A 22,669-nucleotide genomic window follows, 5' to 3' on the forward strand; every position below is an offset into this window, starting at 1 on the left:
GTCAGGAGCCTAACAACCGGGCGGCACGGGGCCGCCGTCGGCGGTACCCGGCGTGCACGAGATGAGCGAGCGCGTCGCGCCGTACCGCTCGCGTGGTCAGCGTGCGCGGCAGCAGCCGTTCGGTGCGGCCGGTGCGCACGATCTCGACGATTCGGGCGTGCACCGTCGGGCTGTCGTGCGCGACGCCGAGCAGTGCCTCGGGGTGCCGCACGACGAGCCGGTGAACCGTGACGGCTTCATCGAGCATGACTTCGGTGATGCGACCGGTCGTGATGAGGGCCTGCAGGTCGGCGGGGCTCGACTCGTAGGCGTGCGCGAGGTGGGGCGAGAGCGCGGCCATCACCCCGACCCTGATTCGACGGTCGGCGAGCGCGGCAAGCTCGTCCACGACGGCGCGGTGCAGCGGCGCGGCGCGCTCGCACTCGCGCGGGTCGAGCACGTACAGCACGTCGAGGTCGTGCTGCGGCGGCGCTGCTGCCCGCACGATCGCCGGCACGGGAAACCGTGGCGCATCCCGACGTGGGTCGTATCGCAGGGCGGCGTGGTCGCCGCGTCGTTCACCGTGCCAGGCGGTGAAGGCGCTGCGGTAGGCGCGGTAGCCGGGGTGCATGCGCATCATGCTGAAGTCCTGCGCACTCTCCGACGCGTCGTGGCGGCGAATGTGCGTCAGGGGTGCGCTCGTCGGTTCGGCCGGTATCTGCTGCTCGAAGGCGGCCTCGATTCTGCGCCGGTACTCGGCGTCGGCGCTGCGCCGCTCGTCGGCGAGGGTGCCGAGGCCCTCCCACACGGAGCGGTGCATGAGCAGGCTCGAGTGCATCGCGTGGCGCCACGCTCCGCCGGGGTGCACCCAGCCGCCTCGCTCGGTCATCCGGCTCGTATGCAGCATCGTCGCGGGTATCGGCGATTCTTCGATGAGGTGCCGCAGCTGCCGTTCGAGTCGTCGGGGGTGCACCCAGTCGTCGGAATCCTGCGCGGTGAGGTAGTCGCCGCCCGCCTCCCGCCAGCCGTCGGCGCGGCGGCGGTGCACGCCGGCATTGTCGTCGCACCGGATGACGCGGATGCGCTCGTCGAGGTCGGCGAGCGACTGCAGGTAGTCCTGGTATTCGGCGGGCGAGGCGTCGTCGACGAGGAGCAGCTCCCAGTTCTGCCAGGTCTGCGCGATCATCGACCGCACCGCGGTCTCGACCATGTGGTCGGGTCGGTAGGTGGTCATGACGACGGAGACGAGCGGGCCCTCGTCGACGCGCGCGGTCGAGGCGGCGGCGAGTCGGTCGAACACCGTCGATCCGGTGTCGCGCAGGGTGAGGGGCTCGATGCCGTCGGCACGATGACGCTCGTTGACGAGACTCAGCCACCCCTCGATGGCAACGTCGGTCGGCGCGTGGTCGCTGGCGAGGAAGGGGTTGACGAGGTCCTGCCGAAAGAGGTGGGCGCGCTCGGTGGCACCGGGCACACGCTCGTCGAGCTCGCGCGCGAGGGCGAACTGCTGAGTGCTGATGAGGCCTTCGACCACTCGGTCGCGGTGACGCCGGGAGGCACGATCGTCGCCCAGTCGCTCGGCCGCCTCGCGAAAGAGTCTGCCGGCTTCGCCCTCCGGCCTCAGGCCGCGCCCCAGAACGCGATGCGCGCGAGCCAGCGCTACGAGGCTGTCGAGGGCGCGCTCGGGTGGCGCGGTGCTCGCCGCGTGGGCGAGGGCGTCGAGCGTGGCGGGCGACGCGGTCGCAGCGGCATGCCGCACGAGCACATCGGGGGCTTGCCGGGCCAGCGCGCGGGCGGCGCGCTGAACGGGGTGTTGGGCATGTCGGGTCATGCTGGGTAGTTCTTCTCGGGTGGGCGACTGGGGGTGCTGCGGTGGTGCAGTTCAGGGCATGCGCAGGGCTGTGGCGTTCTCGCGCACTTCGATGATCTCGGGGTGGCGGCCGTCGCGATCGAGCGCGAGCCAGTCGTCGAGCATGGCTTTCTCGTCGTCGCGGTCTGCATCGTCGATGACGACGATCGCGCCGGGCGCGAGCCGGTCTGCGAGCAGTTCGACCGCGGGGTAGCGGGCGTGCGGGCCGGTTCCACCGGGTGGGCCATCGACAAAGAGCAGGGCGATGCCGGTCAGGTCACTCCACGACGGGGCCTCGTACCACCGCTGCTCACCGTGCTTCGTGGCGACTGCGTCGAGTGCGGCGACCCTCAGGTCGACGAGGTCGTCGACTCCGTTGCGGCGCACGGCTGTGCGCGTGACGTCGGCGAAGTCGGCGGAGGCTTCGAGGCTCACGATGCGCACGTCTCCCCCGCGCTTACGGGAGGCGAGGGCCATCCACACCGTGGTCGCCCCGCTGCCCAGTTCGAGCACGGTGCTGCCTGCCGGCAGTTCGCGAACGTGCTCGGTGAGCATAAGGGCGGTCGCCGGCAGCGCCGACCAGCTCGTCAGGGGTACGTGCTCGCCCGGGGTCGGGTACAGGTCGTGGAGGGTGAGCAGCGCCGAGGTGTCCCTGATGACGTGGTGGCGCAGTCGCGCCTCGAGGGAGCTCGGAGCCACGCCGAGGGTGCGTTGAACACTCGCCACTGCGCTCTTGAGATTCGCAAGCTCCTTGGCGCGAAGCGCCGCATCCTGAACCCTGATGAGCCGACGGATCGAGAACAAGGTTGCGAGCGAGGCAAGCGCGACCGCGGACAAGATGAGCGCGAGGCCGATGAATGCCAGCGGGAGGGCACTCGTGGCGGTCGCCCAGATCAGAACCGCGAAGCCAGCAAGGGTCGCGACGCCGACGACCAACGCCAAACCTCGCCACTTCAGTGTGCCCACCTCTTCAGTCTAGCGGGCGCGAGAGCGATGCACGGGCCGCCGCATAAGCTTCCGCCCCTCGGGGCGCCCCCGACTTCACGGGCTATGCGCGCGCATCTTTGCCACTCGGCTCGCGTACTATCGGGGTTCATGACTGTGGATCCAGAGCGAAGCTCGCCGAACACTTCACTCACGGATCGAATCGGGTCGCGACTGTCGATCGCGGCGAAGAACACCGCGTCCACGATCGCGAGCGATCGCGCGATCGTGGCCTTCCTCATCGCGGTCTTCATCCTGCGCACATACTTGTCCGACTGGAACTCGTATTGGAACGACGAGATCCTGTCGGTCTACGTGCACGGGATTTGGAACCCAACGATCCTCGACTCGGTGGTCGCCCTCTCCGAGGGCTCTATCCATCCCCCGCTCTATCAGTTCTTGCTCTACGCCTGGATGACGGTGCTCGGAGACGGCGAAGTGGCCACGCGCATGCTCTCCAACATCGCGGTCACATTGTCCGGGTACGTCTTGTATCGCATCATCCGGCTCGGATGGTCTCGCTACGTCGCATTCGCCGTGGCTGCCAGCTACACCGTGATGTCCGTACCCATGACCTATGCCGTCGAGTCCCGCTCCTACGGCCTGACCATGCTGCTGGCCACCGTCTCGATGGCGCTCCTGCTGAAGACGTTGCTCGCTCTCAAGTCATCGGGCAACTGGAGCATTGGCGGGCACTGGCCGACGGTGATCGGAGTGGTGCTGGCGAACATCGGTCTCGTCATGACCCACTACTACAACGTCTTCTGGTTGATCGCACAGGCACTCGCCTTCGCGTTCTTCATCGTTGTAGAACGTCGCCCTCGCGACTGGTGGAAGCCCATGCTTGTCGGTGGCGCACTGAGCCTCGCCGCACCCATCACCTTCCTCGTCCTGTGGGGGCAGTCGTTCTTCACAAAGTACGGTCGACTCTCCGACTCGTTCGCTGTAGAAGGGTCATCCGCATCGACGACCCCCTGGGATCTGTTCATATCGATCGTCCTTCGAGCGAACCTTACGGAGATCCGCCTTCTTGTTCCTGCGGTCGCGTTGCTACTCGCCGCGGCCGGGCTACTGAGCCTCTGGCGGATCTTCCAGAATCGGCGCACGACAAGCGGATCCAGAGACTGGCTCTACGCCATGCTGCTGATCTGGTCGGCGCTACCGCTACTGATCACCTACCTCGTGTTCACAATCGCCGGCGTCGAGCGCTACAGCCTCCGATATTTCGTGTTCGCTGTGCCACCGTTCACCGCTCTGATCGTGCTGGGGCTCGTCACTCTCGTTCTTCTCGTCCAGCGCAAGCCCCTGGAGACCGGCAAGCCGGGCATCCCGACGACGACGCTCATCGCTGCGCTCGTCGCGCTGATGATCGTTCCGGCGGGGTTCGAGGCTGCAACGCAACGCAAGCACGATTGGCGCGGCAACGTTGCTCGCGTGATCCAAGTTGTCGAGTCGGCGCCGGAGACTGAGTACTTCCTTGTGGAAACGGGTTTTCAGGATCAGTCACGAGCAATTGTCTACTTCGAGCGCTTCAGCGACGACGTCCGCCCCGACCGGGTCTTCACCATGTCGGAGGAACGGGTAGGGGACTACTCGCAGCTTCTTGCTGCGATACCTCCCAGCGCGGATCGACTGCTCGTCTTCTTCAACCATCTCGGCGTGAAGCGGATGCCAGACCTGCCGGTCGCGCTAGACGCTGAATTCGAGCGAATCCACGCGCAACTCGATGTCAATGGCCGTGGCTACATCGTCTGGGATCTCTCCCGGCCAACCGAGTAGCCAGGGCGCCCTGCGGGGGCTGTGGGATAGAGGGAGCGGGAATCTCTCCCGTGCACTCGTAGATCGACCGTGAGGCGCCTCTCAGCGATCGCGGTTGCGCCCGTAGACCACCAGCTCTGCGAGCAGGCCGAACACCAGCAACTGGATTCCCACGACGACGAGCAGGAATCCGGCAATGAGGAGAGGTCTGTCTCCGAGCGGAGCGCCCAGGAACCAGGTGATGGTGAGGTAGACCAGGATCGCGATGCCCGCGAGCAGGGAGACGAACCCGAGCCCGCCGAAGAGGTGGGATGGCCGGTGCTCGTAGCTCATGATGAACCGGACCGTCAGAAGGTCCATGAACCCGCGCCAGAAGCGAGCGAGACCGTACTTGCTCGATCCGAACATGCGGCGGTGATGCTCGACGGGCACTTCGGTGACGCGGTGACCCATCCACGCCGCGATGACCGTGAGGTACCGGTGCAGCTCGCCGTACATCATCGGCCTCACGTTGTTGGCGACGGACGCCCGCATGACCTTGAATCCCGAGTTGAAGTCCTTGCCGGGAACGCCCGCGATGATCGACGTGGTCTTGTTGTAGAGCCGGGAGGTGTACTTCTTGATGAAGCGGTCCCGTCGCAGAAGGCGAGCACCCGTGACGAGATCGAATCCCTCGTCCAGCTTGCCCACCAGGCCCGCCAACTCGCGCGGGTCATCCTGACCGTCTGCGTCCATCATGACGACGACCTCAGCGCCCGCCTCGACCGCGATCGTGAACCCTCGCTTGAGCGCCGCGGCTTTCCCCGTGTTGCGGCCCATCTGCTCGAGCTGCACGGTCGCGTCGTCGCTCGCCAACCTTCTGGTGACCTCCGCGGTCTCATCCGTCGAACCGTCGTCGACGACAAGAACACGGCCCTCTCCGATCTCCGCGACAGCCGCAACGATCTGAGGAACGACTACTTCGAGGTTCTCGGCTTCATTGAAGGCGGGAACGACCACCCAGACTTGTGCCACTGCTGTCCCTTTGCTTGACGGTGAGGATAGACGCGGGGAGCGCCCGCTCCGAGCCTAGTCGGCACGTGCTTCCGCGCGTGCCGCCGCACTGTGCCGCAACGGGTGCCGTTCTGGAGCCAAGAGGGTGGTTAGGCTTGCGAGGTGGCGCGAGAGGATGCCGCGGCGTGCGCGCCCCAGCACGGTGAGGAAAAGGACGCATGGCAAGACCCCGGAACGTAGTCATCGTCGGCCCGACCCACCCCCACACGGGCGGAATCGCTCAGCACGACACCCGTCTGGCACATGAACTGGCCGCGCGCGGGGTGCACACCCGAGTCGAGTCATGGCGGGCGCAGTATCCGAAGCGGTCGCGCAATGGACTCGGGGAACTCGCTCAGGACAAGCCCGAGTTGCCGATCTTCCCGGAGGTGACGGAACGGCTGAAGTGGTACTCACCCGCGAGCTGGGTCTCTCTTCGCGGCCGGCTGGCGAGTGCAGACACGGTCGTGTTCGCCGTGGTGACGCCGTTCCACGCCGTACCCTACGCCTGGAGCGCCCTCGGCAAGACCGTGCCCAAGAGGATCGCGATCGTGCACAACGTGGTGCCCCACGAGAGCAGCCGTGTCGACCGGCTGCTCATGCGCTGGCTTCTCAAGCGCATGGACCAGATCATCGTGCACAACGACAGCCAGGCTGACCTCGCGCGCGCGCTCGGCGTTGCGCCGCACCGAATCGCCGTCGCCGCGCTGCCCTTCCCGGGCATCGCCGAGCCTGACGACATTCCTCGCCCCCCACGACTCGATTCCGATGACCCCCTGCGGCTGCTCTTCTTCGGCATGGTGCGCCGCTACAAGGGCCTCGACCACCTTCTGGAAGCGCTAGCGCTCACCGATGACGCGACACTCGAGGTCGCCGGGCACTTCTGGGAGGACATCGAGACGTACCGCGCTCACATACGCGAGCTCGGGCTCGACACGAGGGTCACGCTGAGAGACGGATACGTCGACGCCAGCGAGATACCCGAGCTCTTCTCCCGCAGTGATGTGCTCGTCCTCCCCTATCGCAGTGGGACGTCCAGCATTGTGAGCGATCTCGCGTTCGCGCACAAGCGGCCGGTCATCGTCTCCGACGTCGGCGACCTCGCCGACGAGATCGACGATTCCGTGACGGGGCTTGTCGTTCCCCCCTTGGACAAGCCCGCCCTTGCTCGCGCGATCGAGCACATGGCAGACAGGACTCGGTTGGCGCGGATGGCCGACGCCGTTGCGCAGCGACCCGACAAGTCGGCCGCCGAGTGGTCTCTTTACGTATCCACCGTGCTCGACGACAGCGGACCGGCATGAGCGAGGACTCCGAAACGCCTCGCAAGCGACACAGGGTTCGATGGATCATTTCCGCGTTGTTCTACACGGCACTCGTCGTCTTCCTCGCGCTCTACCTCACGACCCTCGACTTCGAGAGCCTGACCAGCACACGGGTGGACTGGTGGATCTTCGCTCTCGCCCTCGTGGTCGGCATCACGAATCGCTACTGGATGATCCTCATCTGGATCGTCCTGCTGAACGGCCTAGGAGCGACGACGCGCGGGAAGACGACGGCCTTGAGCGTGGTCTACGCGAAGTCCTGGCTGGGCAGGTACATTCCGGGAACCGCGCCGTGGATTCTCGGCAAGATTCACTTCGCGTCTCAGCTGGGCATCTCGAAGACTCGGCTCGCCGTGAGCTCGCTCTTGGAGGCGGGCCTCCAGATCACCGTGCTCCTGGTGAGCGGCCTCGCTCTCATCGCACTCGACCCTCGAGCCTCCGTCGTCTCGAACGAGCTCCAGTGGCTCATGGTGGGCTTCACCGCCATCGGTGTCACCATGCTGCTTCCGCCGGTGTTCAATCGAGTCTTCGCGCTCGCGTACCGTCTGATCAGACGCCGCACGATCGATGACGCCGCACTTCCCGGCTTTCGCACGATCGGCTACGGCACTGTTCTCCATGTCGTCGGAGCGATGCTGGCGGGTCTCTCGATGTTCCTGGTCGCCAGATCTCTCGACCCCACCCTCGGTGCACACGATCTGCTCTACCTCATCGCTGCGATGAACCTGGCGAGCGCAGTGAGCATGATCGCCGTGTTCGCACCCAGCGGCATCGGTGTGCGCGAGACGATCCTCGTTCTACTTCTCGGCGCCGTCATGAGCGCCGAGCTCGCCCTCCTCACCGCTGTCGTGCTGCGCGTCTGGTCGATCATCGCCGATTTCGCGTTCCTCGGGGTTGCCGCGACCGTGCGCGGCATCGCGCGACAAGCGGGTCGCCCATGAACCGCAGCGAAGTATCTGTCGAAGAGCTACAGAAAGGCCGGGAATCCCGTGACTAGTCGCCTGCAACGAGTCGCGCACTGGGGTCGACGTCTCGTCGAGAATCGTGTCGTGTTCGACCGCGAGAGCTCCGTCTTCGCACGTGCCGTGCGCGACGGATTCGATTCAGTGCGCTCGCAGGACGCGGAGAATCGAGAGCACGTGCTTCTTGCGGGCCCCGGCGCTGGGAGCGTGGGCGACCAGGCGATGCTCGAGGCTTTCGTCGCGAACGTCGACGGGCCCGTGACCGTCATCGCACGCCGACCCAGCGACATCGCCACGCTCCCCACTCGACTGCAGGCGCGCGCCACCCTCGAGTATCACCCTCACCTTCTCTACGGCCTCCCCCACACGGCGCGGTCGGCAGGCCGTGCCTTCGGCCTGCTGCTCGCGCGCGCACGGTCGTTCTCCGTCGTCGGGGCGGACGTCATGGACGGCAAGTACTGGGAGAGCGTCTCCGCCCGCCGCTTCCGCGTCGCGAAGATCGCCGCGCAGCTGGGAGTCGACTCGCGAGTGCTCGGATTCAGCTGGAACGCCCACCCGCTGCCGCTGCCCCGCCGCGCCATGGTGGACGCCTCGACATCGGCGCAGCTTTTCTCGCGGGATCCGGTCTCGGCGCAGCGCTTAAGACGAGACGGCGCGACGAACGTGGAAGAGGTCGCAGACCTTGCCTTCCTTACCGAGGCAGTTCCCCTCGCAGACGAGAAACTGATCGCGTGGATCAGCGCTCAACGCGAAGCCGGTCGTCGGCTCGTCTCGGTGAACTGCAACGCGATCCTGGAGGAGTCGACGCGGCAGGTCGACGTGTACGCCGACGCGCTCAGCAAAGAGGACCCCGCGAGCATCGCCTATCTGGCGGTGCCGCACGACAGCCGGGGAGCGACGAGCGACGTCGATCTGTCTGCACACCTTGTGTCGCAATTGACGGAGCGCGGCCACTCCGCCTTCGCGCTCGACAGCGTCGCCAGTCCCGGCGAGGTGATGACTATCGCTGCCCACTCCGAACTCGTGATCTCAGGGCGAATGCACTTCTCGATCCTCGCGCTGGCAAGCGGAACGCCCGCAGTGACGATCGGGTACCAGGGCAAGGTCGCCGGCCTCTACGAGGCTATGGGCCTCGACTGCTGGGTGGAGGCCGGGCCGAGCGCGCGCGCAGAGCTGCTCGAGCTCATTCCCGCGAGCCTGGAACGACATGCCGAGCTCCGCGAAGCCGTTCGCCGCGCGCTCCCGGCGCAGAAGGAGCGAGCCTTCAAGAATCTCGACGGGCTCGCAGCACGCGGCGGCTCGCATCCCTGACCGGCGAGACCACCGACACGCCAGTAGCCTGAGGGGGTGAAGCTTCTCGTCACCGGCGGCGCCGGGTTCATCGGCTCCAACTTCGTGCATCACGTGATCGCGCACACCGACCATCACGTTACGGTGCTCGACAAGCTGACGTACGCGGGCAACCGGGCCTCCCTCGACGGGCTGCCCGAGGACCGGCTCACGTTCGTGCACGGCGACATCACGGATGCGCCCCTCGTCGACCGGCTCACCTCCGCCGCGGATGCGGTCGTGCACTACGCCGCCGAGAGCCACAACGACAACTCGCTCGACGACCCTCGGCCCTTCGTCGACACCAACCTCATCGGCACCTACACGCTGCTCGAAGCCGCCCGGCGCCACGGCACCAGGTTTCACCACATCTCCACCGACGAGGTCTACGGCGACCTCGAGCTCAACGACCCTGCGCGCTTCACCGAGGCGACCCCCTACAACCCTTCGAGCCCCTACTCGTCGACCAAGGCCGGCAGCGATCTGCTCGTGCGCGCCTGGGTGCGCTCCTTCGGCGTGCAGGCGACGATCTCGAACTGCTCCAACAACTACGGGCCGTACCAGCACGTCGAGAAGTTCATCCCCCGCCAGATCACCAACGTGCTGCGGGGCGAGCGTCCCAAGCTCTACGGCGCGGGGCTCAACGTGCGCGACTGGATTCACGCCGACGACCACTCCGCGGCCGTGCTCACCATCCTCGAGAAGGGCCGCATCGGCGAGACCTACCTCATCGGCGCCGACGGCGAGAAGAGCAACAGGGAGGTCGTCGAGCTCATCCTCACGACCCTCGGGCAGCCCGCCGACGCCTACGACCACGTCACCGACCGCGCCGGGCACGACCTGCGCTACGCGATCGACTCGAGCAAGCTGCGCACCGAGCTCGGCTGGCAGCCACAGTTCGGCGACTTCGAGGCCGGGCTGGCCGCGACCATCCAGTGGTACCGCGACAACGAGCCATGGTGGGCACCCCAGAAAGACGCGACCGAGGCGCAGTACCGCGCCAAAGGCCAGTAGGGCATGACCCGCTACCTCATCACCGGCGCCCACGGCAGCCTCGGTCACGACCTGCAGGCCGCCCTCGCCGCCGCACCGGGAACCCGCCACGTCACCGCCCTCGGGCGAGCCGAGCTCGACATCACCGACCCCGATGCGTGCCGCGCCGCCGTCGCCGACCACGACGTCGTGCTCAACGCCGCCGCCTACACCGCTGTCGACGCCGCCGAAGACGACGAGGAGGCCGCCCACCTCGTCAACGCGATCGGCGCCGAGAACCTGGCCGCAGCATCCCGCACCGCCGGCGCCGTGCTCGTGCAGTACTCCACCGACTACGTCTTCGACGGCCGGCAGGCCGAACCGTACTCCGAAGACACCCCGCACAGCCCCGTGAGCGCCTACGGCCGCACCAAAGCCGAGGGTGAGCGCCGCGCACGCGCCGCGCACCCCGAGGGCACGATCGTGCTGCGCACCGCCTGGCTCTACGGCGAGCACGGGCCCAGCTTCGTGCGTACCATGATGCGCCTCTACCGCGAGCGGGGCACCCTGGCCGTCGTGGACGACCAGCACGGTCAGCCGACGTGGACGCGCGACCTCGCCGACCAGACGATCAGGATGCTCGACTCGGGCCTGCGCAGCGCCACGCTGCACGGCACCAACTCGGGCAGCACTAGCTGGCACGGCTTCGCGCAGGCTATCGTCGAGAACCTTGGCGGCGATCCCGCCGACGTCACCCCTGTCACGAGCGCCGACTACCCCCGACGCGCACCCCGCCCCGCCAACTCGGTGCTGTCGCACGACGGGTGGCAGCAGCACGGCCTGACCCCGATGAGAGCCTGGCGCCCCGCGCTCGAGCGCGCCATGACGGCAGCAGGATGGACCCCATGAGCACCGCCGCACCGCCCGAACAGAAGCCGCCGCGCGCGCTGCGGCCCCGGCGCACCCTCGCCACCCGCCTCGCCCGCCGCGACGAGCCGTGGTTCGTCACCCCCGAGGCCGCCCGCAACACCCCCCTCATGCGGCTGCTCGCCGTGGCCCTGCTGCCCGACGAGGAGCGCGCCCTCGCCGGAGTCGAGCGCGCAGAGCGGGCCATGCAGTCCTGGCGGGCCGAGCACGGCGATCGCGCGCTCGACGACGCCGAGCTGGGCGAGCTGCTGCGGCAGTGCGTCGCCGACGCGCTCGCCCCCGTCGCCGGCACACCGCTGACCTCCGGCATCTCCTCGGGCTTCGACTCGCGGCCGCTCATCCAGACCATGTGGGATCTCGGGCACGAGCCCACGCTCTACTGCTGCGGGCAGCCCGGCAACATCGACTGGGACGTCGTGCAGTGGCTGCGTGAGCGCCTGGCGCTCGACGTGCACATGCTCGACACGACCACCATGCCGTTCAGCCTCGAGCAGTACGAGCTCAAGCGGGCCACCTCGCTCGACCTGCCGCTGGGAGCCGTCGGCCTCGCCAACGACCTCATCGACGAGCTCGTGCCCCGCCGCATCAACGTGCACGGCTTCCTCAACGACACCCTCACCGGTGACAACCGGGAGAAGGCGCAGGGCGCCGTCGGCGACGACCGGGCCGCGTTCATCGGCCGCAACGACCAGTTTCTGCTGCAGCAGCTCATGGAGCCGAGCTTCATCGACCGGCTTGCGCCCACTGCCGCCGTCTCCCCCGACCGCGAGCTCGACCTCTACCGGCAGTACGACATCGGCTACCGGCAGTACTCGCGCATTCGGCCTTTCGACAACGAGCACCAGACCCACGTGTTCCCCTTCGAGGACGAGCGGTGGATGGGCTACTGGCTGGGCCGCCCCCTCGAGGAGCGCACTGCGCAGAAGCGATGGATGGCCTTCGTGCGCGGCATGAAGTCGGAGTTGTTCGCCGACCTGGACGGCATCGAGGAGGAGGGCAAGCGGCTGCGGTGGGCGCGCAAGTGGCGCTTCTACGGCCACAAAGGCACCCCCGGCCTCATCGACCTCAAGGCGCTCGATGTCACGCCGCAGCACGAGCCGGCCTTCCCCTTCGACCCCTACGCGTGCGCGCGCAACAACCCCACCTTCCGCGCCGTGATCGAGACGAGCCTCGCCCGCGTGCGCGGGCGGCGGGTGTTTCGAAAGAGCTTCCTCGAGGCAGTCGAGACGCGCTTCTGGGCGGGCGACGTGACCGCCTCCAAGATGCTCAATGGTGTCGTCACCGCCGATATCGCGCTCGCAAGCGGCAGAATCGACGGGTGACCTCTACAGACCCCGGTGCGGAGCCCTCGACTGCGCCCTCCCCTGAGTCGGCCCTCGAGCGCGACCCGTACCCGTCGTTCAGCGCCGAGGCGAGGGAGGTGCTCGACGATGAACGCGAGCGAGCCCGCGTCGAGGTGCACGCGCTCATCGACCTGCTCGAGGCCGAGCGCGCGCGTGTGGCAGACCTGAAGCAGAAGTGGCAGCTCGCGCAGTCCAGCGCCTGGCAGCTGCGGCAGCTGCGCGGTCGCGCCCTGCGGCCGCTGCGCCGACTCGTGCGCGGCCGACGCTCGGAGGCCTCGTGAGCGTCGGGCTGCGCTACCTGCCCGACTACTCGGCGTCGAACCCGTACCAGTCGATGCTGTACAGCCGGGCATCCGAGTTCGATGTCGACGTCAGCGCGATCGCGCTCGACGACCTCGACGCACTCGACCCGGCGGCGGGTGCGAGCATCGTGCACCTGCACTGGACCAACCCAATCATCCAACGGTTCACCGACCCGTCGCGCGCACGCGACTCGATGCGGCACACCCTCGACGCGCTGCGCCGCTACCGCGAGCGCGGCGGCCGACTCGTGTGGACGGTGCACAACGTGCTGCCCCACGACCACAGCAACCACGTGCTCGAACTCGAACTCTGTCAGCACCTCGCCCGCGAGGCCGACGTCGTGCACGTGCTCAGCGCGAGCACCCTGCGGGCCGTCGAGCCCTACTATCCGCTGCACGACGCCACCGTCATCATGCAAGGCCACGCGAGCTTCCTCGGCCACTACCCCGACACCGTCACGCGCGAGCACGCGCGCACCGCCCTGGGCGTCAAGCCCGACGACGAGGTCATCGTCTCCGTCGGCGGCGTGCGCCCCTACCGAGGGCTCGAACGACTTGCCGAGGCCGTCACCGGGCTGCAGCGCACCCGCCCGCGGGCGCGCCTCGCCGTCGCCGGCAGGCCCGGGCGCGGCACCGACGTCGCCGCCCTCGAGCGCGCCCTCGACGCCGTGCCCGGCACCGTGCGCCGCCTCGACTTCGTGCCCGACGACGAACTGCAGAACTGGATGCGCGCCGCCGACGTCGCCGCCATGCCCTACGAGCGCATCCTCAACTCGGCATCGTTCCCCCTCGCCCAGACCTTCGGCGTGCCCGTCGTCGCCCCCGACCTCGGTGTGTTCCACGACCATCGCGGCGCCCCGTACCTGCACCTCTACCCGGCACGGTCCACCGAGGGGCTCGTCGCGGCGCTCGACGCCGCCCTGCGCGCCGACGACCGTGCCGAGCGCGCGGCGGCCGCGCGGGAGGCCGCCGAGGCCTACCCGCCCGCGGCGATGTCGCGCGGCTTCTTCCCGCAGCTGCTGGGAGCGCTCGGGCTCACTCACCCGCCGAGCCCGCACCAGTAGACTGGCGCGGTTGTCACGACTGCGTGTGACAGAACCACCGCACCGCCACGACGAGAGAGGGCCCCGCCGCATGTCGACGCTCAGGGTCGTGCTCGACCAGGTCGGGGCTGCCCGCCCCTCCGGTATCGGCCGCTACGCCCTCGAGCTGACGCGCGCCCTCATCGAGACGGCGCCGCGCGGCATCGACGTGGCCGGCATCGTCGCCTCCTCCCCCGCCGACCACTACGCGCGCATCGAGAAGGCCCTGCCCGGCCTCACCGCCCTGCACAAGAGCGCCCTCGACCGGCGCCAGCTCGCCGCCGCCTGGCAGCACGGCTTCACGCGCCTCCCCGGCAGCGGCATGGTGCACGCGCCCAGCCTGCTCGCGCCCCTGTACCGCCACGACCGGCTCAACAACCCTGGCGAGCAGTTCGTGGTCACCGTGCACGAGGCCACGCCGTGGACGCACCCCGAGACCATGAGCCCGCGCGCCGTCGCGTGGCACAAGGCCATGGCCAAGCGCGCCGAGCGCTACGCCGACGCCGTCGTCGTGCCCACGCACGCCGTGGGCGACGAGCTCGCGGGCGTCATCGACGTCGGCGACCGCATCCGCGTCATCGCCGGCGCCGTCAGCAGCGACCTCGCGGTGCCCGCCGACGCGGATGCCCGAGCTCACGCCCTCGGCCTCCCCGAGCGCTACGCCCTCGCCGTCGGACCGCTCGAGAAGCGCAAAGGAATCCCCGACCTGCTGTGGGCGATGGGCGACGTGCACGCCCCCGACGTGCCCCTCGTGCTCGTCGGCATCGACGCCGACGAGATCGCCGAGATCGAGCACCAGGCGCACCTCGACGCTGGCAGCGTCATCGCGCTCGGCACGCTCGACGACGCCGACCTCGCGCTCGCCTACGCGCGCGCCGCCGTCGTCGTCGTGCCCAGCATCTCCGACGGCTTCGGCCTGCCCGCCCTCGAAGCCATGGGCCTCGGGGCGCCCGTCGTGCACTCCGACGCTCCCGCACTGCTCGAAGTGTGCGCCGACGCCGGGCTCATCGTGCCGCGGCTCGACGCCGCCGGGTACCCGCGTCGGCTCGCCGACGCCATCCAGAGCGTGCTCGATGACGGCGCGCTCGCCGCGCAGCTGAGCGTGCGCGGGCGCGACCGCGCGCACGCCTACAACTGGCGCGACTCGGCCGAGAAGACCTGGCAGCTGCACGCCGACCTGTAGCGGTCGCGGGCGACAGCGCTACGGGGACGGGGTCGGCGTGGGCGTCGGCAGCGGCGCCACCGCCTCGGCGACGAGGATGCGCGCGAGCGCGTAGTCGGGCTGCACGTTGTCGATCGTCGGCGGCACGAGCTCGAGCCTGCGCAGCGGCAACTCGCGCCCCCGCACCGCGAGGTCGGTGAACACGCCGATCATCGACTGCGGAACATCGGTGCGCACGAGGTCGCTGCTCGCATCGGCGATCGACTCGAACCGCGTGAGCACCGTCGCGGGGTCCAGCTGACGCAGCATCGCCTCCTGCACGTCGCGCTGATGCTCCATGCGGTCGAAGTCGGTGAGGTTGTAACGGCTGCGGGCGTACCAGAGCGCCGTCTCGCCGTCCATGCGCTGCTCCCCCGCCGCGATCTCGCCCACCACGGGGCCGCCGTTGATGCCGAGCGTGATCGGCTCCTCCACGTCGATCACGACGCCGCCGAGCGCATCGATGAGATCCTCGAACCCCGCCATGTCGATGAGCACCGTGAACTGCACGGCGAGGCCTGTCACACCCTCCACCGCGTCGCGCATCGCCTCGATGCCCGGGCTCGACCCGGTCGCCGCCGCCGTCGGATACAGCTCCGGGCGTTCCTCCGCCCACGGGTACAGGTAGCTGATCAAGCAGTCGTCGCCGCAGTCGAAGCCGTTCGGCCACGCCTCGTACAGCGGCGACTCCGGGGGAACTGGCGCGTCGTACAGGTTGCGCGGAATACCGATGAGCGACACAGCGCCGCTCGACGCGTCGATGCTCGCCAGCGTGATGCTGTCGGGCCGCAGGCCCAGACGGTCCGGGCCCGCATCGCCGCCGAGCAGCAGCACCGTGTACCGCCCGTCGATCGGCTCGACGATGCCGCCGCCCGCGAAGACGGCGCCCAGAGCATCCCGACCCACGCCCGTCAGATACGCGGCGTAGGCCGCCCCGCCCGTCGCCACCACGATCGTCACCGCCGTCAGCGCCGCCAGCCAGCCGCGCGCCGCCGGAACCGTGCGTACCAGACGCAGCAGCGTGAACGCGTTCAGAGTCGTCACCAGCCACAGCAGCGCGTAGAAGACGAGCGCCGCCTGAGCCAGCCACAGCACGACCACGTTCGTCGCGATCGTCAGCGCCACCGGGCGGGCGGCGACGAACAGGATGCCCGCCGCGAGCGCCACCGCCCACAGCGTGAACGTCGACGCCACCGCGAACCGACCCCACCGACGGCTGCCCGCGAGCAGCTGGGCCGTGCCCGGGATCAGCAGGTTCAGGCCGAGCAGCCACCAGGCGCGGCGGGTCATGAGCGCAGCATCCCGGGTGTCTGGATGCCGGAGCGGGGAGGTGAGCGTCACGGGGCGGGCGCGCCTAGGGGGCCAGGGTGGTCGGCGTGCTGCTGCTGGTGCTGGGCGCGCGGTTGGCTACCGTGCTCTTCAGCGCCTCGTTCTTCGCGCCGACCGTGCTCTCGAGGTCGCGGGCGAACGCGGCGATCGCCTCCGCCACGCGCGGGTCGTGGGATCCGATGATGCGGGCCGCCAGAATGCCCGCATTGCGGCCGCCGCCGATCGACACCGTCGCCACCGGGATTCCCGCCGGCATCTGCACGATGCTCAACAGGCTGTCGAGGCCGTCGAGAGTCTTCAGAGGAACGGGAACGCCGATCACCGGCAGCGTCGTCACGCTCGCGATCATGCCCGGCAGGTGGGCGGCGCCGCCCGCGCCCGCGATGATGACCCGGATGCCCTTGCCGGCCGCCGCGCGACCGTACGCGATCATCGCGTCAGGAGTGCGGTGCGCGCTCAGCACGTGCACCTCGACGCCGATGCCGAACTGCTCGAGGGCCTCAGCGGCTGCCTCCATGACGGGCCAGTCGGAGTCGGAGCCCATGACTACCGCGACGCGCGGGGTGGTGGGGGCGCTCGTGGTGGTGTTGTCGCTCGTGGCGGTGTTGCTCGTGGCGGTGTCGCCGGAGGCTGGGGTGTCGCCGGTGGTGGCGTCGGCGGGGTCTGGCGTGGTCACGGGTCAATCGTAGGTGCGGGGCGGGCGCGGGGTCGGGCACGGGGCCCGCGCGCCGCGGGCGCGGTGTGTGGTGATGCGGCCGCGCGGCCCGCTGGCAGCGTGCCTTCTCGCGGTGCCCGTCCCGCCCGCCCGTATGATCCCGCGCCTCTGCACGTGAGCCTGCGATCTCTGTTGGCGCTACGCACCGTGCCCGTGCCGGCTCCCGCCCCCTCCCCTCCGTGCCGGCTCCCGCCCCCTCCAGTGCCGCCCCTCCTCCACATCCGGCGGACGCGATGAGTCGTCCAAAAATTGCACCCTCCTGTATCGAACACTAGTTCGATTACGAGAGAGTGGGTTCCATGACTGAGTCCCTCACGACCGCCATCTCGGCGGCACGGAGCGCCCTGGAGAGCGCCCCGGATTCGGTTGCGCCGCTCGCCGGACTTCCCGACGACGAGCTGGTCGCCGCACTCTCGGAGGCTTCCGCGGTTCGGCGCATTCTGGATGCCCGCATCTCGCTCTACGCCGCCGAAGTCGCGCGGCGCTCGGCACCCTCGCTCGCGCACTCCGGGCTCGCGCAGCGGCGCGGTCACCGCACCGCCGACGAGCTCGTGCGCGTCGCGACCGGCAGCACGCAGCGCGACGCGCGCGATGCCGTGCAGGCAGGGGTCCTGCTGCTCGCAGCGGAAGCAGCCCATGCGGCGGGGCCGGGCGGGGGCGATGACGCCGACGACCGGGGTCTGGGTGTGGCCGCTCTCGAGCTTCCGGAAGGGATGCCGCCTCTGCCCGCGTGGGCGCAGGGTCTCGTGCAGCCGGTGCGCCGGGGGTCACTCTCCCTTGCCGCGCTGCAGGCGATCCGTTCGGGGCTCGGGCAGCCGACGGCGGCCGTCACGGGCGAGGTGCTGCGCGGGGCTGTCGACGCGCTGCTCGCCGAGGCGTCCACGCTCGACGCTGATCGTCTGTACCGGCGCGCTCGCGGCCTGCGGGATGAGCTCGACGCCGAGGGTGTGGCGGAACGGGAGGCCGAACGTCGATCGGCGCGGTCGCTGCGCCTGCACCGGCTGCCCGACGGCATGACCCGCGCCTCATGGTTGCTCGACCCGGAGTCGGCGGCCGTCGTCACCGACCTCTTCGACCGCGCGACGTCGCCTCGACGCGGCGGCCCCACCTTCGTGGGCGAGCGCGATGCGGCACTTGCGCAGCGCATCCGCGACGACGAGCGCACGCCCGAGCAGTACGCCTCCGACGCGTTCCTCGCCCTCCTCGTCGCCGGCGCCGACGCCGACTCCTCGCAGCTGCTCGGCTCGGGCGCGCCGTCCGTGCGCGTGCTCGTCACCGCCGACGATCTGCGTGGCGGAACGGGCGTCGCGACCGTAGAGGGCCAGACGGCGCCGCTGTCACTCCCCACCGTGGAGCGGATGCTCTGCACGGGCACCCACACCCCGATCCTGATCTCCGGCACGGGTCAGCCGCTCGACGTGGGCCGCACGCGACGGCACTTCACACGGCGGCAGCGCATCGCCCTCGCGGCGCGCGACGGCGGTTGCCGGTGGGCGGGGTGCGAACGGCCGCCGTCGTGGACCGAGGCGCACCACATCAACCCCTGGCACAGCGACCACGGCCGCACCGATGTCGCCGACGGAGTCCTGTTGTGTCGCCACCACCACTTGCTCGTGCACAACAATGGCTGGCGCATCCGTCGACGACCGGCGCGCGCCGACGAGCCGCCCGGCGAACGCTACGAGGCGATCCCGCCGCCCACCCACGACGCGCAGCAGACGCCGCTCGACCTGCCGAGCCGCAGCGAGCCGCTGCGTCGAGCCGTGCGGCCGACCCCGGTGCGTGCAGGATGAACCCAAACTCGACGCCGGTCAGGTCACCCTGCGCGAGGCTCGGGGCGCCGCGACGGTCACCCCTCGAACTCGAAGTGGGCCGCCGCCGCCCTCGCCCGGTACACCGTCTCGTCGAGGTCGTCCCCGAGCGCCGTCACGTGGCCCGCCTTCCGGCCTGCCCGCGGTCCCTTGCCGTAGGCGTGCACCTTCACGCTCGGCTGGTGCGCGAGCGACGCCACGATCTGATCTTCGGGCAGCGCCCCGAACACGTTGATCATGACCGTCGCCGGCGCCCGCAGCTCGGTGTCGCCGAGCGGCCAGTCGAGCACCGCGCGCACGTGCTGCTCGAACTGGCTCGTCACCGACCCCTCGATCGAGAAGTGCCCGCTGTTGTGCGGGCGCATCGCCAACTCGTTGACGAGCACCCGCCCGTTCGTCGTCTCGAACAGCTCGACGGCGAGCACTCCCGTCACGTCGAGGCCGTGGGCGACGGTCGTTGCGATCTCTGCCGCCGCGCGCTCGACCGCCTCCGTCGTGTGCGGCGCTGGAGCGAAGACCTCCGCACACACCCCTTTCTGCTGCACCGTCTCCACGACGGGCCAGGGGCGCACCTCGCCGCTCGGCCGGCGCGCGACCAGTTGCGCGAGCTCGCGTCGAAACGGCACGAGCTCTTCCACGAGCACCGGCCCCGACGCGAGCCAGTCGTCGGCCGCACTCGACTCGTCGACAACGCGCACACCCTTGCCGTCGTAGCCGCCGCGGGGAGTCTTCACGACGGCGCGGCCACCGTGATCGTCGAGGAACGCGGCCAGTTCGGCCGACGACGACACTCGCGCCCAATCAGGCATCGGCACGCCCAACTCGGCGAGGCGAGCGCGCATGGCGAGCTTGTCCTGCGCGTAGAGCAGAGCATCCGGGCCCGGCCGCACCGCGGCGCCGGCCTCAACGAGAGCGCGCAGCACCTCCTGCGGAACGTGCTCGTGGTCGAAGGTGATCGCGTCGCACCCGCGCGCGAAGTCGAGCACCGTCTCGGTATCGCGGTAGTCGCCCACGACCGTCGCGGCGAGTCGGGCCGACGAGTCGGCAGCCTCCGCCAGCACGCGCACCTCGACGCCGAGCGCGACCGCGGGCGGAATCATCATGCGCGCGAGCTGACCACCACCGATGACGCCGACGACGGGCATGGCACTCCTCTAGACTGCGAATTCGCTCGCTCCCCATTCTGTCCGATCGCGAGCGAGCGCAACGACGAAACGAGACCCGATGCCGATACTGGTGGGCCAACTCGCCCGATTCGGGGCGGTCGGGATCGTCGGGCTCATCGTCGACATCGCGCTGTTCAACCTGCTGCGCGTCACCGTGCTCAGCCCCGAGGTCATCGCCGAAGGCCCCGTCATCGCGAAAGTGATCTCCACCTCGGTGGCGATCGCCGTCAACTGGATCGGCAGCCGCTACTGGAGCTTCCGCCTCGAACGGCGTCGGCCCGCGATGCGCGAGAGCCTCGAATTCGCGCTCGTGAGCGTCGGAGGACTGCTCATCGCCGTCGGGTGCCTCGTCGTCTCACGCTACGTGCTCGGCTACACGAGCCTGCTCGCCGACAACATCGCCTCGAACGTCATCGGGCTCGCGCTCGGCAGCGCCTTCCGCTTCGTGCTCTACCGCACGTGGGTGTTCGACCCGCGGCGCCCCGTGGCCCGGCCAGCGGCACCCGAGCACGAGGCCGTGTAGCCACCCTGGGCCAGGCGCGGGGCGGCCGGGCGCGGGGCGGCCAGGCGCGGGGCGGCCAGGCGCGGGGCGGCCGCGCTAGGGGCGGCCGAGACCCGCGTAGGTCCAGCCGGCCGAGCGCCAGTTCGACGCGTCCAAGCAGTTGCGACCGTCGACGACGATGCGCCCCCGCGCCCACCCCGCGACCTCGACCGGGTCGAGTTCACGGAACTGGTGCCACTCCGTCACGACGACGATCGCGTCGGCGCCCGAGACCGCCTCCTGGATGCTCTCCACGTAGTCGAGGTGCGGACGAATGCGGCGCGCCGTCTCGATCGCCTCCGGGTCGGTGGCTCGCACGACCGCGCCCGCGTCGACCAGCCGCTGCGCCACATCCAGGGCGGGCGAGTCGCGCACGTCGTCCGACTCGGGCTTGAACGCCAAGCCCAGCACGGTGACGGCCTTGCCCGTGAGGTCGCCCCCGAGGTTCTCGGTGACGAGGTCGACGACTCGCTGACGGCGGCGCAGGTTCACGTCATCGACGTCGGCGAGGAAGGCGAGCGAGTGGCCGACGCCGAGCTCCTCGGCGCGCGCCTGGAACGCACGGATGTCCTTCGGCAGACACCCGCCGCCGAAACCGACACCGGCGTTGAGGAAGCGGCGACCGATGCGGGCGTCGTAGCCGATCGCGTCGGCGAGCGTCGTGACATCCGCACCCGTGACCTCGGCGATCTCCGCCATCGCGTTGATGAACGAGATCTTCGTGGCGAGGAACGCGTTCGCCGAGACCTTCACGAGCTCGGCGGTCGCGTAGTCGGTGACGATGCGCGGCGTGCCCGCCTCGAGCGGGCGCTTGTAGATCTCATCGAGCACTTCGGCCGCGCGATCGTCACGGTTGTCGACACCGTAGACGAGACGATCGGGCGAGAGCGTGTCGGAGACCGCGAAGCCCTCGCGCAGGAACTCGGGGTTCCAGGCGAGGCTCGCCCCCGTCGGCGCGACGAGCTCCGCGAGCCGAGCAGCGGTGCCGACCGGCACGGTCGACTTGCCGACGACGAGGTGGCCGGGGCCGATGTGCGGCAGAAGCGCCTCGACCGCCGCATTGACGTAGGTCAGGTCTGCTGCGACGCCGCCCGCCACCTGCGGAGTGCCGACGGCGATGAAGTGCACGCGCGCGTGCTCAGCGGCCGCGATGTCGGTCGTGAACCGCAGGCGAGCGTTGTCGGGCGACAGCAGTTCGCCGAGCCCCGGCTCGAAGAACGGAGCACGCCCCGCCGACAGGTTCTCGATCTTGCTCTCATCGACGTCGATTCCGACGACGTCGTGGCCGAGCTCGGCCATGCAGGCGGCGTGAACCGCACCCAGGTATCCGCATCCGATGACTGAAATTCGCACCCGACGACTCTACTGGCGCAGTCGACGCTCGGGCGAACACGGGGCGACGCGCGGGCGACGGTGCGGTGGGGCCAGGGACGGGGCGGCGAAGCCGGGGACGGTGCGTCCCCGGCGAGACGTCAGCGGCGAGAAACCTGCGGCGAGACGTCTGCGGGGAAGAGTCAGCGGCCCTCGCGGGAGCGCCGCAGCACCGGCTGCGCCGCCGTCGTGCGCCGCACGGTCGCGATCGAGGAGGTGCTCGCCTCCATGAGCTCGCTCAGAGCATCCTGCACGAGGTCTGCCCGCGGAACGTCCCGCATGATCACCGGGCGATCGAGGCCCGTGTTGATGAGCACATCCCCCGAGCGGAACATGCGCTGCAAGCCCGACTGCCGCACCGAGACGTCGTAGCCGCGCGAGTGCAGCAGCTCCTGCCGCAGGCGCACGGCGAGCCCGCCGCGCAGAGCGATGCGGCGCGTCGTGACGACGTAGTGGGTGCCCAGCCAGCGCACGAGCGGCAGCATCCACAGCAGCACGATCGCGAGCAGGCCCGCCCCGGCGACGGCGAGCCGCTGCCAGAGCTCCTCGAGCACGAGAGCGCCATAGGTGGCCGCCCCGACCGAGCCGATGAGCACCAGGGAGGGCAGCACGAGCACGCGCGCGTGCGGGCGAAACCGCGCCACGACGCGCTCGGGCTCGCGCCCCTGCTCACGCCCCGGGTCGGTCATCC

20 protein-coding genes are annotated in these 22,669 nt (G+C 69.7%); 12 read left to right on the forward strand and 8 right to left on the reverse strand.

Annotated elements, in window-relative coordinates; all coding sequences use genetic code 11:
- Window position 1: 1 nt before the first annotated feature.
- Both HUJ41_RS10120 and HUJ41_RS10125 read right to left on the reverse strand, forming a co-directional pair.
- Window positions 2–1,810 carry a glycosyltransferase family 2 protein gene (locus HUJ41_RS10120; RefSeq protein ID WP_179872451.1) on the reverse strand — a complete coding sequence of 603 codons (1,809 nt, stop codon included), beginning with the start codon at window positions 1,808–1,810 and terminating at the stop codon, window positions 2–4.
- A 51-nt stretch (window positions 1,811–1,861) separates the two neighbouring features.
- On the reverse strand, window positions 1,862–2,794 hold the full coding sequence (locus tag HUJ41_RS10125) for an O-methyltransferase (protein ID WP_179872452.1): 933 nt from the start codon (window positions 2,792–2,794) through the stop codon (window positions 1,862–1,864).
- A 129-nt stretch (window positions 2,795–2,923) separates the two neighbouring features.
- On the opposite strand from HUJ41_RS10125, the gene HUJ41_RS10130 reads away from it, so the two are divergent.
- Window positions 2,924–4,591 (forward strand): glycosyltransferase family 39 protein, encoded by a 1,668-nt coding sequence (locus HUJ41_RS10130; RefSeq protein ID WP_179872453.1) that lies wholly within the window; start codon window positions 2,924–2,926, stop codon window positions 4,589–4,591.
- 81 nt (window positions 4,592–4,672) lie between these two features.
- Here HUJ41_RS10130 and HUJ41_RS10135 read toward each other — a convergent pair whose 3' ends face one another.
- A complete protein-coding gene (locus tag HUJ41_RS10135; RefSeq protein ID WP_179872454.1) occupies window positions 4,673–5,584 on the reverse strand; it encodes a glycosyltransferase family 2 protein in 912 nt (303 codons plus the stop codon).
- A gap of 197 nt (window positions 5,585–5,781) precedes the next feature.
- On the opposite strand from HUJ41_RS10135, the gene HUJ41_RS10140 reads away from it, so the two are divergent.
- The 9 genes from HUJ41_RS10140 (at window position 5,782) to HUJ41_RS10180 (ending at window position 15,027) form a co-directional block, all read left to right on the forward strand.
- Window positions 5,782–6,906 carry a glycosyltransferase family 4 protein gene (locus tag HUJ41_RS10140; RefSeq protein ID WP_179872455.1) on the forward strand — a complete coding sequence of 375 codons (1,125 nt, stop codon included), beginning with the start codon at window positions 5,782–5,784 and terminating at the stop codon, window positions 6,904–6,906.
- Between the two features lie 56 nt (window positions 6,907–6,962).
- Entirely contained in the window at window positions 6,963–7,868 is a 906-nt protein-coding gene (locus HUJ41_RS10145; RefSeq protein WP_179872456.1) for a lysylphosphatidylglycerol synthase domain-containing protein, read from the forward strand.
- A 108-nt stretch (window positions 7,869–7,976) separates the two neighbouring features.
- Window positions 7,977–9,200: a polysaccharide pyruvyl transferase family protein gene (locus HUJ41_RS10150; protein WP_179872457.1), complete on the forward strand. Its 1,224-nt coding sequence runs from the start codon at window positions 7,977–7,979 to the stop codon at window positions 9,198–9,200.
- A 36-nt stretch (window positions 9,201–9,236) separates the two neighbouring features.
- The gene (gene rfbB, locus HUJ41_RS10155; RefSeq protein WP_179872458.1) at window positions 9,237–10,232 is read left to right on the forward strand and encodes a dTDP-glucose 4,6-dehydratase; all 996 of its coding nucleotides are present in this window, start codon (window positions 9,237–9,239) and stop codon (window positions 10,230–10,232) included.
- 3 nt (window positions 10,233–10,235) lie between these two features.
- Window positions 10,236–11,099 (forward strand): dTDP-4-dehydrorhamnose reductase, encoded by an 864-nt coding sequence (gene rfbD / locus HUJ41_RS10160; protein ID WP_179872459.1) that lies wholly within the window; start codon window positions 10,236–10,238, stop codon window positions 11,097–11,099.
- On the forward strand, window positions 11,096–12,439 hold the full coding sequence (locus HUJ41_RS10165; protein WP_179872460.1) for a hypothetical protein: 1,344 nt from the start codon (window positions 11,096–11,098) through the stop codon (window positions 12,437–12,439). Before rfbD ends, HUJ41_RS10165 begins: the two co-directional genes overlap by 4 nt.
- Entirely contained in the window at window positions 12,436–12,741 is a 306-nt protein-coding gene (locus HUJ41_RS10170) for a hypothetical protein (protein WP_179872461.1), read from the forward strand. Before HUJ41_RS10165 ends, HUJ41_RS10170 begins: the two co-directional genes overlap by 4 nt.
- Entirely contained in the window at window positions 12,738–13,826 is a 1,089-nt protein-coding gene (locus HUJ41_RS10175) for a glycosyltransferase (protein WP_179872462.1), read from the forward strand. Before HUJ41_RS10170 ends, HUJ41_RS10175 begins: the two co-directional genes overlap by 4 nt.
- A 70-nt stretch (window positions 13,827–13,896) precedes the next feature.
- Entirely contained in the window at window positions 13,897–15,027 is a 1,131-nt protein-coding gene (locus HUJ41_RS10180; protein WP_179872463.1) for a glycosyltransferase family 4 protein, read from the forward strand.
- An 18-nt stretch (window positions 15,028–15,045) separates the two neighbouring features.
- Here HUJ41_RS10180 and HUJ41_RS10185 read toward each other — a convergent pair whose 3' ends face one another.
- Complete coding sequence (locus tag HUJ41_RS10185) at window positions 15,046–16,386, reverse strand: LCP family protein (protein WP_179872464.1); 1,341 nt, start codon at window positions 16,384–16,386, stop codon at window positions 15,046–15,048.
- A gap of 13 nt (window positions 16,387–16,399) precedes the next feature.
- On the reverse strand, window positions 16,400–16,918 hold the full coding sequence (gene purE, locus HUJ41_RS10190; RefSeq protein ID WP_179873969.1) for a 5-(carboxyamino)imidazole ribonucleotide mutase: 519 nt from the start codon (window positions 16,916–16,918) through the stop codon (window positions 16,400–16,402).
- Between the two features lie 470 nt (window positions 16,919–17,388).
- On the opposite strand from purE, the gene HUJ41_RS10195 reads away from it, so the two are divergent.
- Window positions 17,389–18,882, forward strand: a complete 1,494-nt coding sequence (locus HUJ41_RS10195; protein ID WP_179872465.1) for an HNH endonuclease signature motif containing protein — start codon at window positions 17,389–17,391, stop codon at window positions 18,880–18,882.
- Between the two features lie 56 nt (window positions 18,883–18,938).
- On the opposite strand, the gene HUJ41_RS10200 is transcribed toward HUJ41_RS10195, so the two are convergent.
- Window positions 18,939–20,045 carry a 5-(carboxyamino)imidazole ribonucleotide synthase gene (locus tag HUJ41_RS10200; RefSeq protein WP_179872466.1) on the reverse strand — a complete coding sequence of 369 codons (1,107 nt, stop codon included), beginning with the start codon at window positions 20,043–20,045 and terminating at the stop codon, window positions 18,939–18,941.
- Between the two features lie 79 nt (window positions 20,046–20,124).
- On the opposite strand from HUJ41_RS10200, the gene HUJ41_RS10205 reads away from it, so the two are divergent.
- Window positions 20,125–20,589, forward strand: a complete 465-nt coding sequence (locus HUJ41_RS10205; protein WP_179872467.1) for a GtrA family protein — start codon at window positions 20,125–20,127, stop codon at window positions 20,587–20,589.
- A gap of 75 nt (window positions 20,590–20,664) precedes the next feature.
- Here HUJ41_RS10205 and HUJ41_RS10210 read toward each other — a convergent pair whose 3' ends face one another.
- Together HUJ41_RS10210 and HUJ41_RS10215 are read right to left on the reverse strand one after the other, a co-directional pair.
- Window positions 20,665–21,960 (reverse strand): UDP-glucose dehydrogenase family protein, encoded by a 1,296-nt coding sequence (locus HUJ41_RS10210; RefSeq protein ID WP_179872468.1) that lies wholly within the window; start codon window positions 21,958–21,960, stop codon window positions 20,665–20,667.
- Window positions 21,961–22,121: 161 nt separating this feature from the next.
- Entirely contained in the window at window positions 22,122–22,667 is a 546-nt protein-coding gene (locus tag HUJ41_RS10215; protein ID WP_246299215.1) for a PH domain-containing protein, read from the reverse strand.
- Window positions 22,668–22,669 lie beyond the last annotated feature (2 nt).

The sequence above is a fragment of the Microcella indica genome, from assembly GCF_013414345.1.
Taxonomy (GTDB): Bacteria; Actinomycetota; Actinomycetes; order Actinomycetales; family Microbacteriaceae; genus Microcella; species Microcella indica.

Bases quoted from the DNA above. Each gene is read 5' to 3' on its own strand.
- HUJ41_RS10180 (WP_179872463.1), top strand. From the start codon at position 13,897: ATGTCGACGCTCAGGGTCGTGCTCGACCAGGTCGGGGCTGCCCGCCCC.
- HUJ41_RS10200 (WP_179872466.1), bottom strand. From the start codon at position 20,045: ATGCCCGTCGTCGGCGTCATCGGTGGTGGTCAGCTCGCGCGCATGATG.
- HUJ41_RS10205 (WP_179872467.1), top strand. From the start codon at position 20,125: ATGCCGATACTGGTGGGCCAACTCGCCCGATTCGGGGCGGTCGGGATC.
- rfbD (WP_179872459.1), top strand. From the start codon at position 10,236: ATGACCCGCTACCTCATCACCGGCGCCCACGGCAGCCTCGGTCACGAC.
- HUJ41_RS10215 (WP_246299215.1), bottom strand. From the start codon at position 22,667: ATGACCGACCCGGGGCGTGAGCAGGGGCGCGAGCCCGAGCGCGTCGTG.
- HUJ41_RS10120 (WP_179872451.1), bottom strand. From the start codon at position 1,810: ATGACCCGACATGCCCAACACCCCGTTCAGCGCGCCGCCCGCGCGCTG.
- purE (WP_179873969.1), bottom strand. From the start codon at position 16,918: ATGGGCTCCGACTCCGACTGGCCCGTCATGGAGGCAGCCGCTGAGGCC.
- HUJ41_RS10195 (WP_179872465.1), top strand. From the start codon at position 17,389: ATGACTGAGTCCCTCACGACCGCCATCTCGGCGGCACGGAGCGCCCTG.
- HUJ41_RS10140 (WP_179872455.1), top strand. From the start codon at position 5,782: ATGGCAAGACCCCGGAACGTAGTCATCGTCGGCCCGACCCACCCCCAC.
- HUJ41_RS10165 (WP_179872460.1), top strand. From the start codon at position 11,096: ATGAGCACCGCCGCACCGCCCGAACAGAAGCCGCCGCGCGCGCTGCGG.
- HUJ41_RS10130 (WP_179872453.1), top strand. From the start codon at position 2,924: ATGACTGTGGATCCAGAGCGAAGCTCGCCGAACACTTCACTCACGGAT.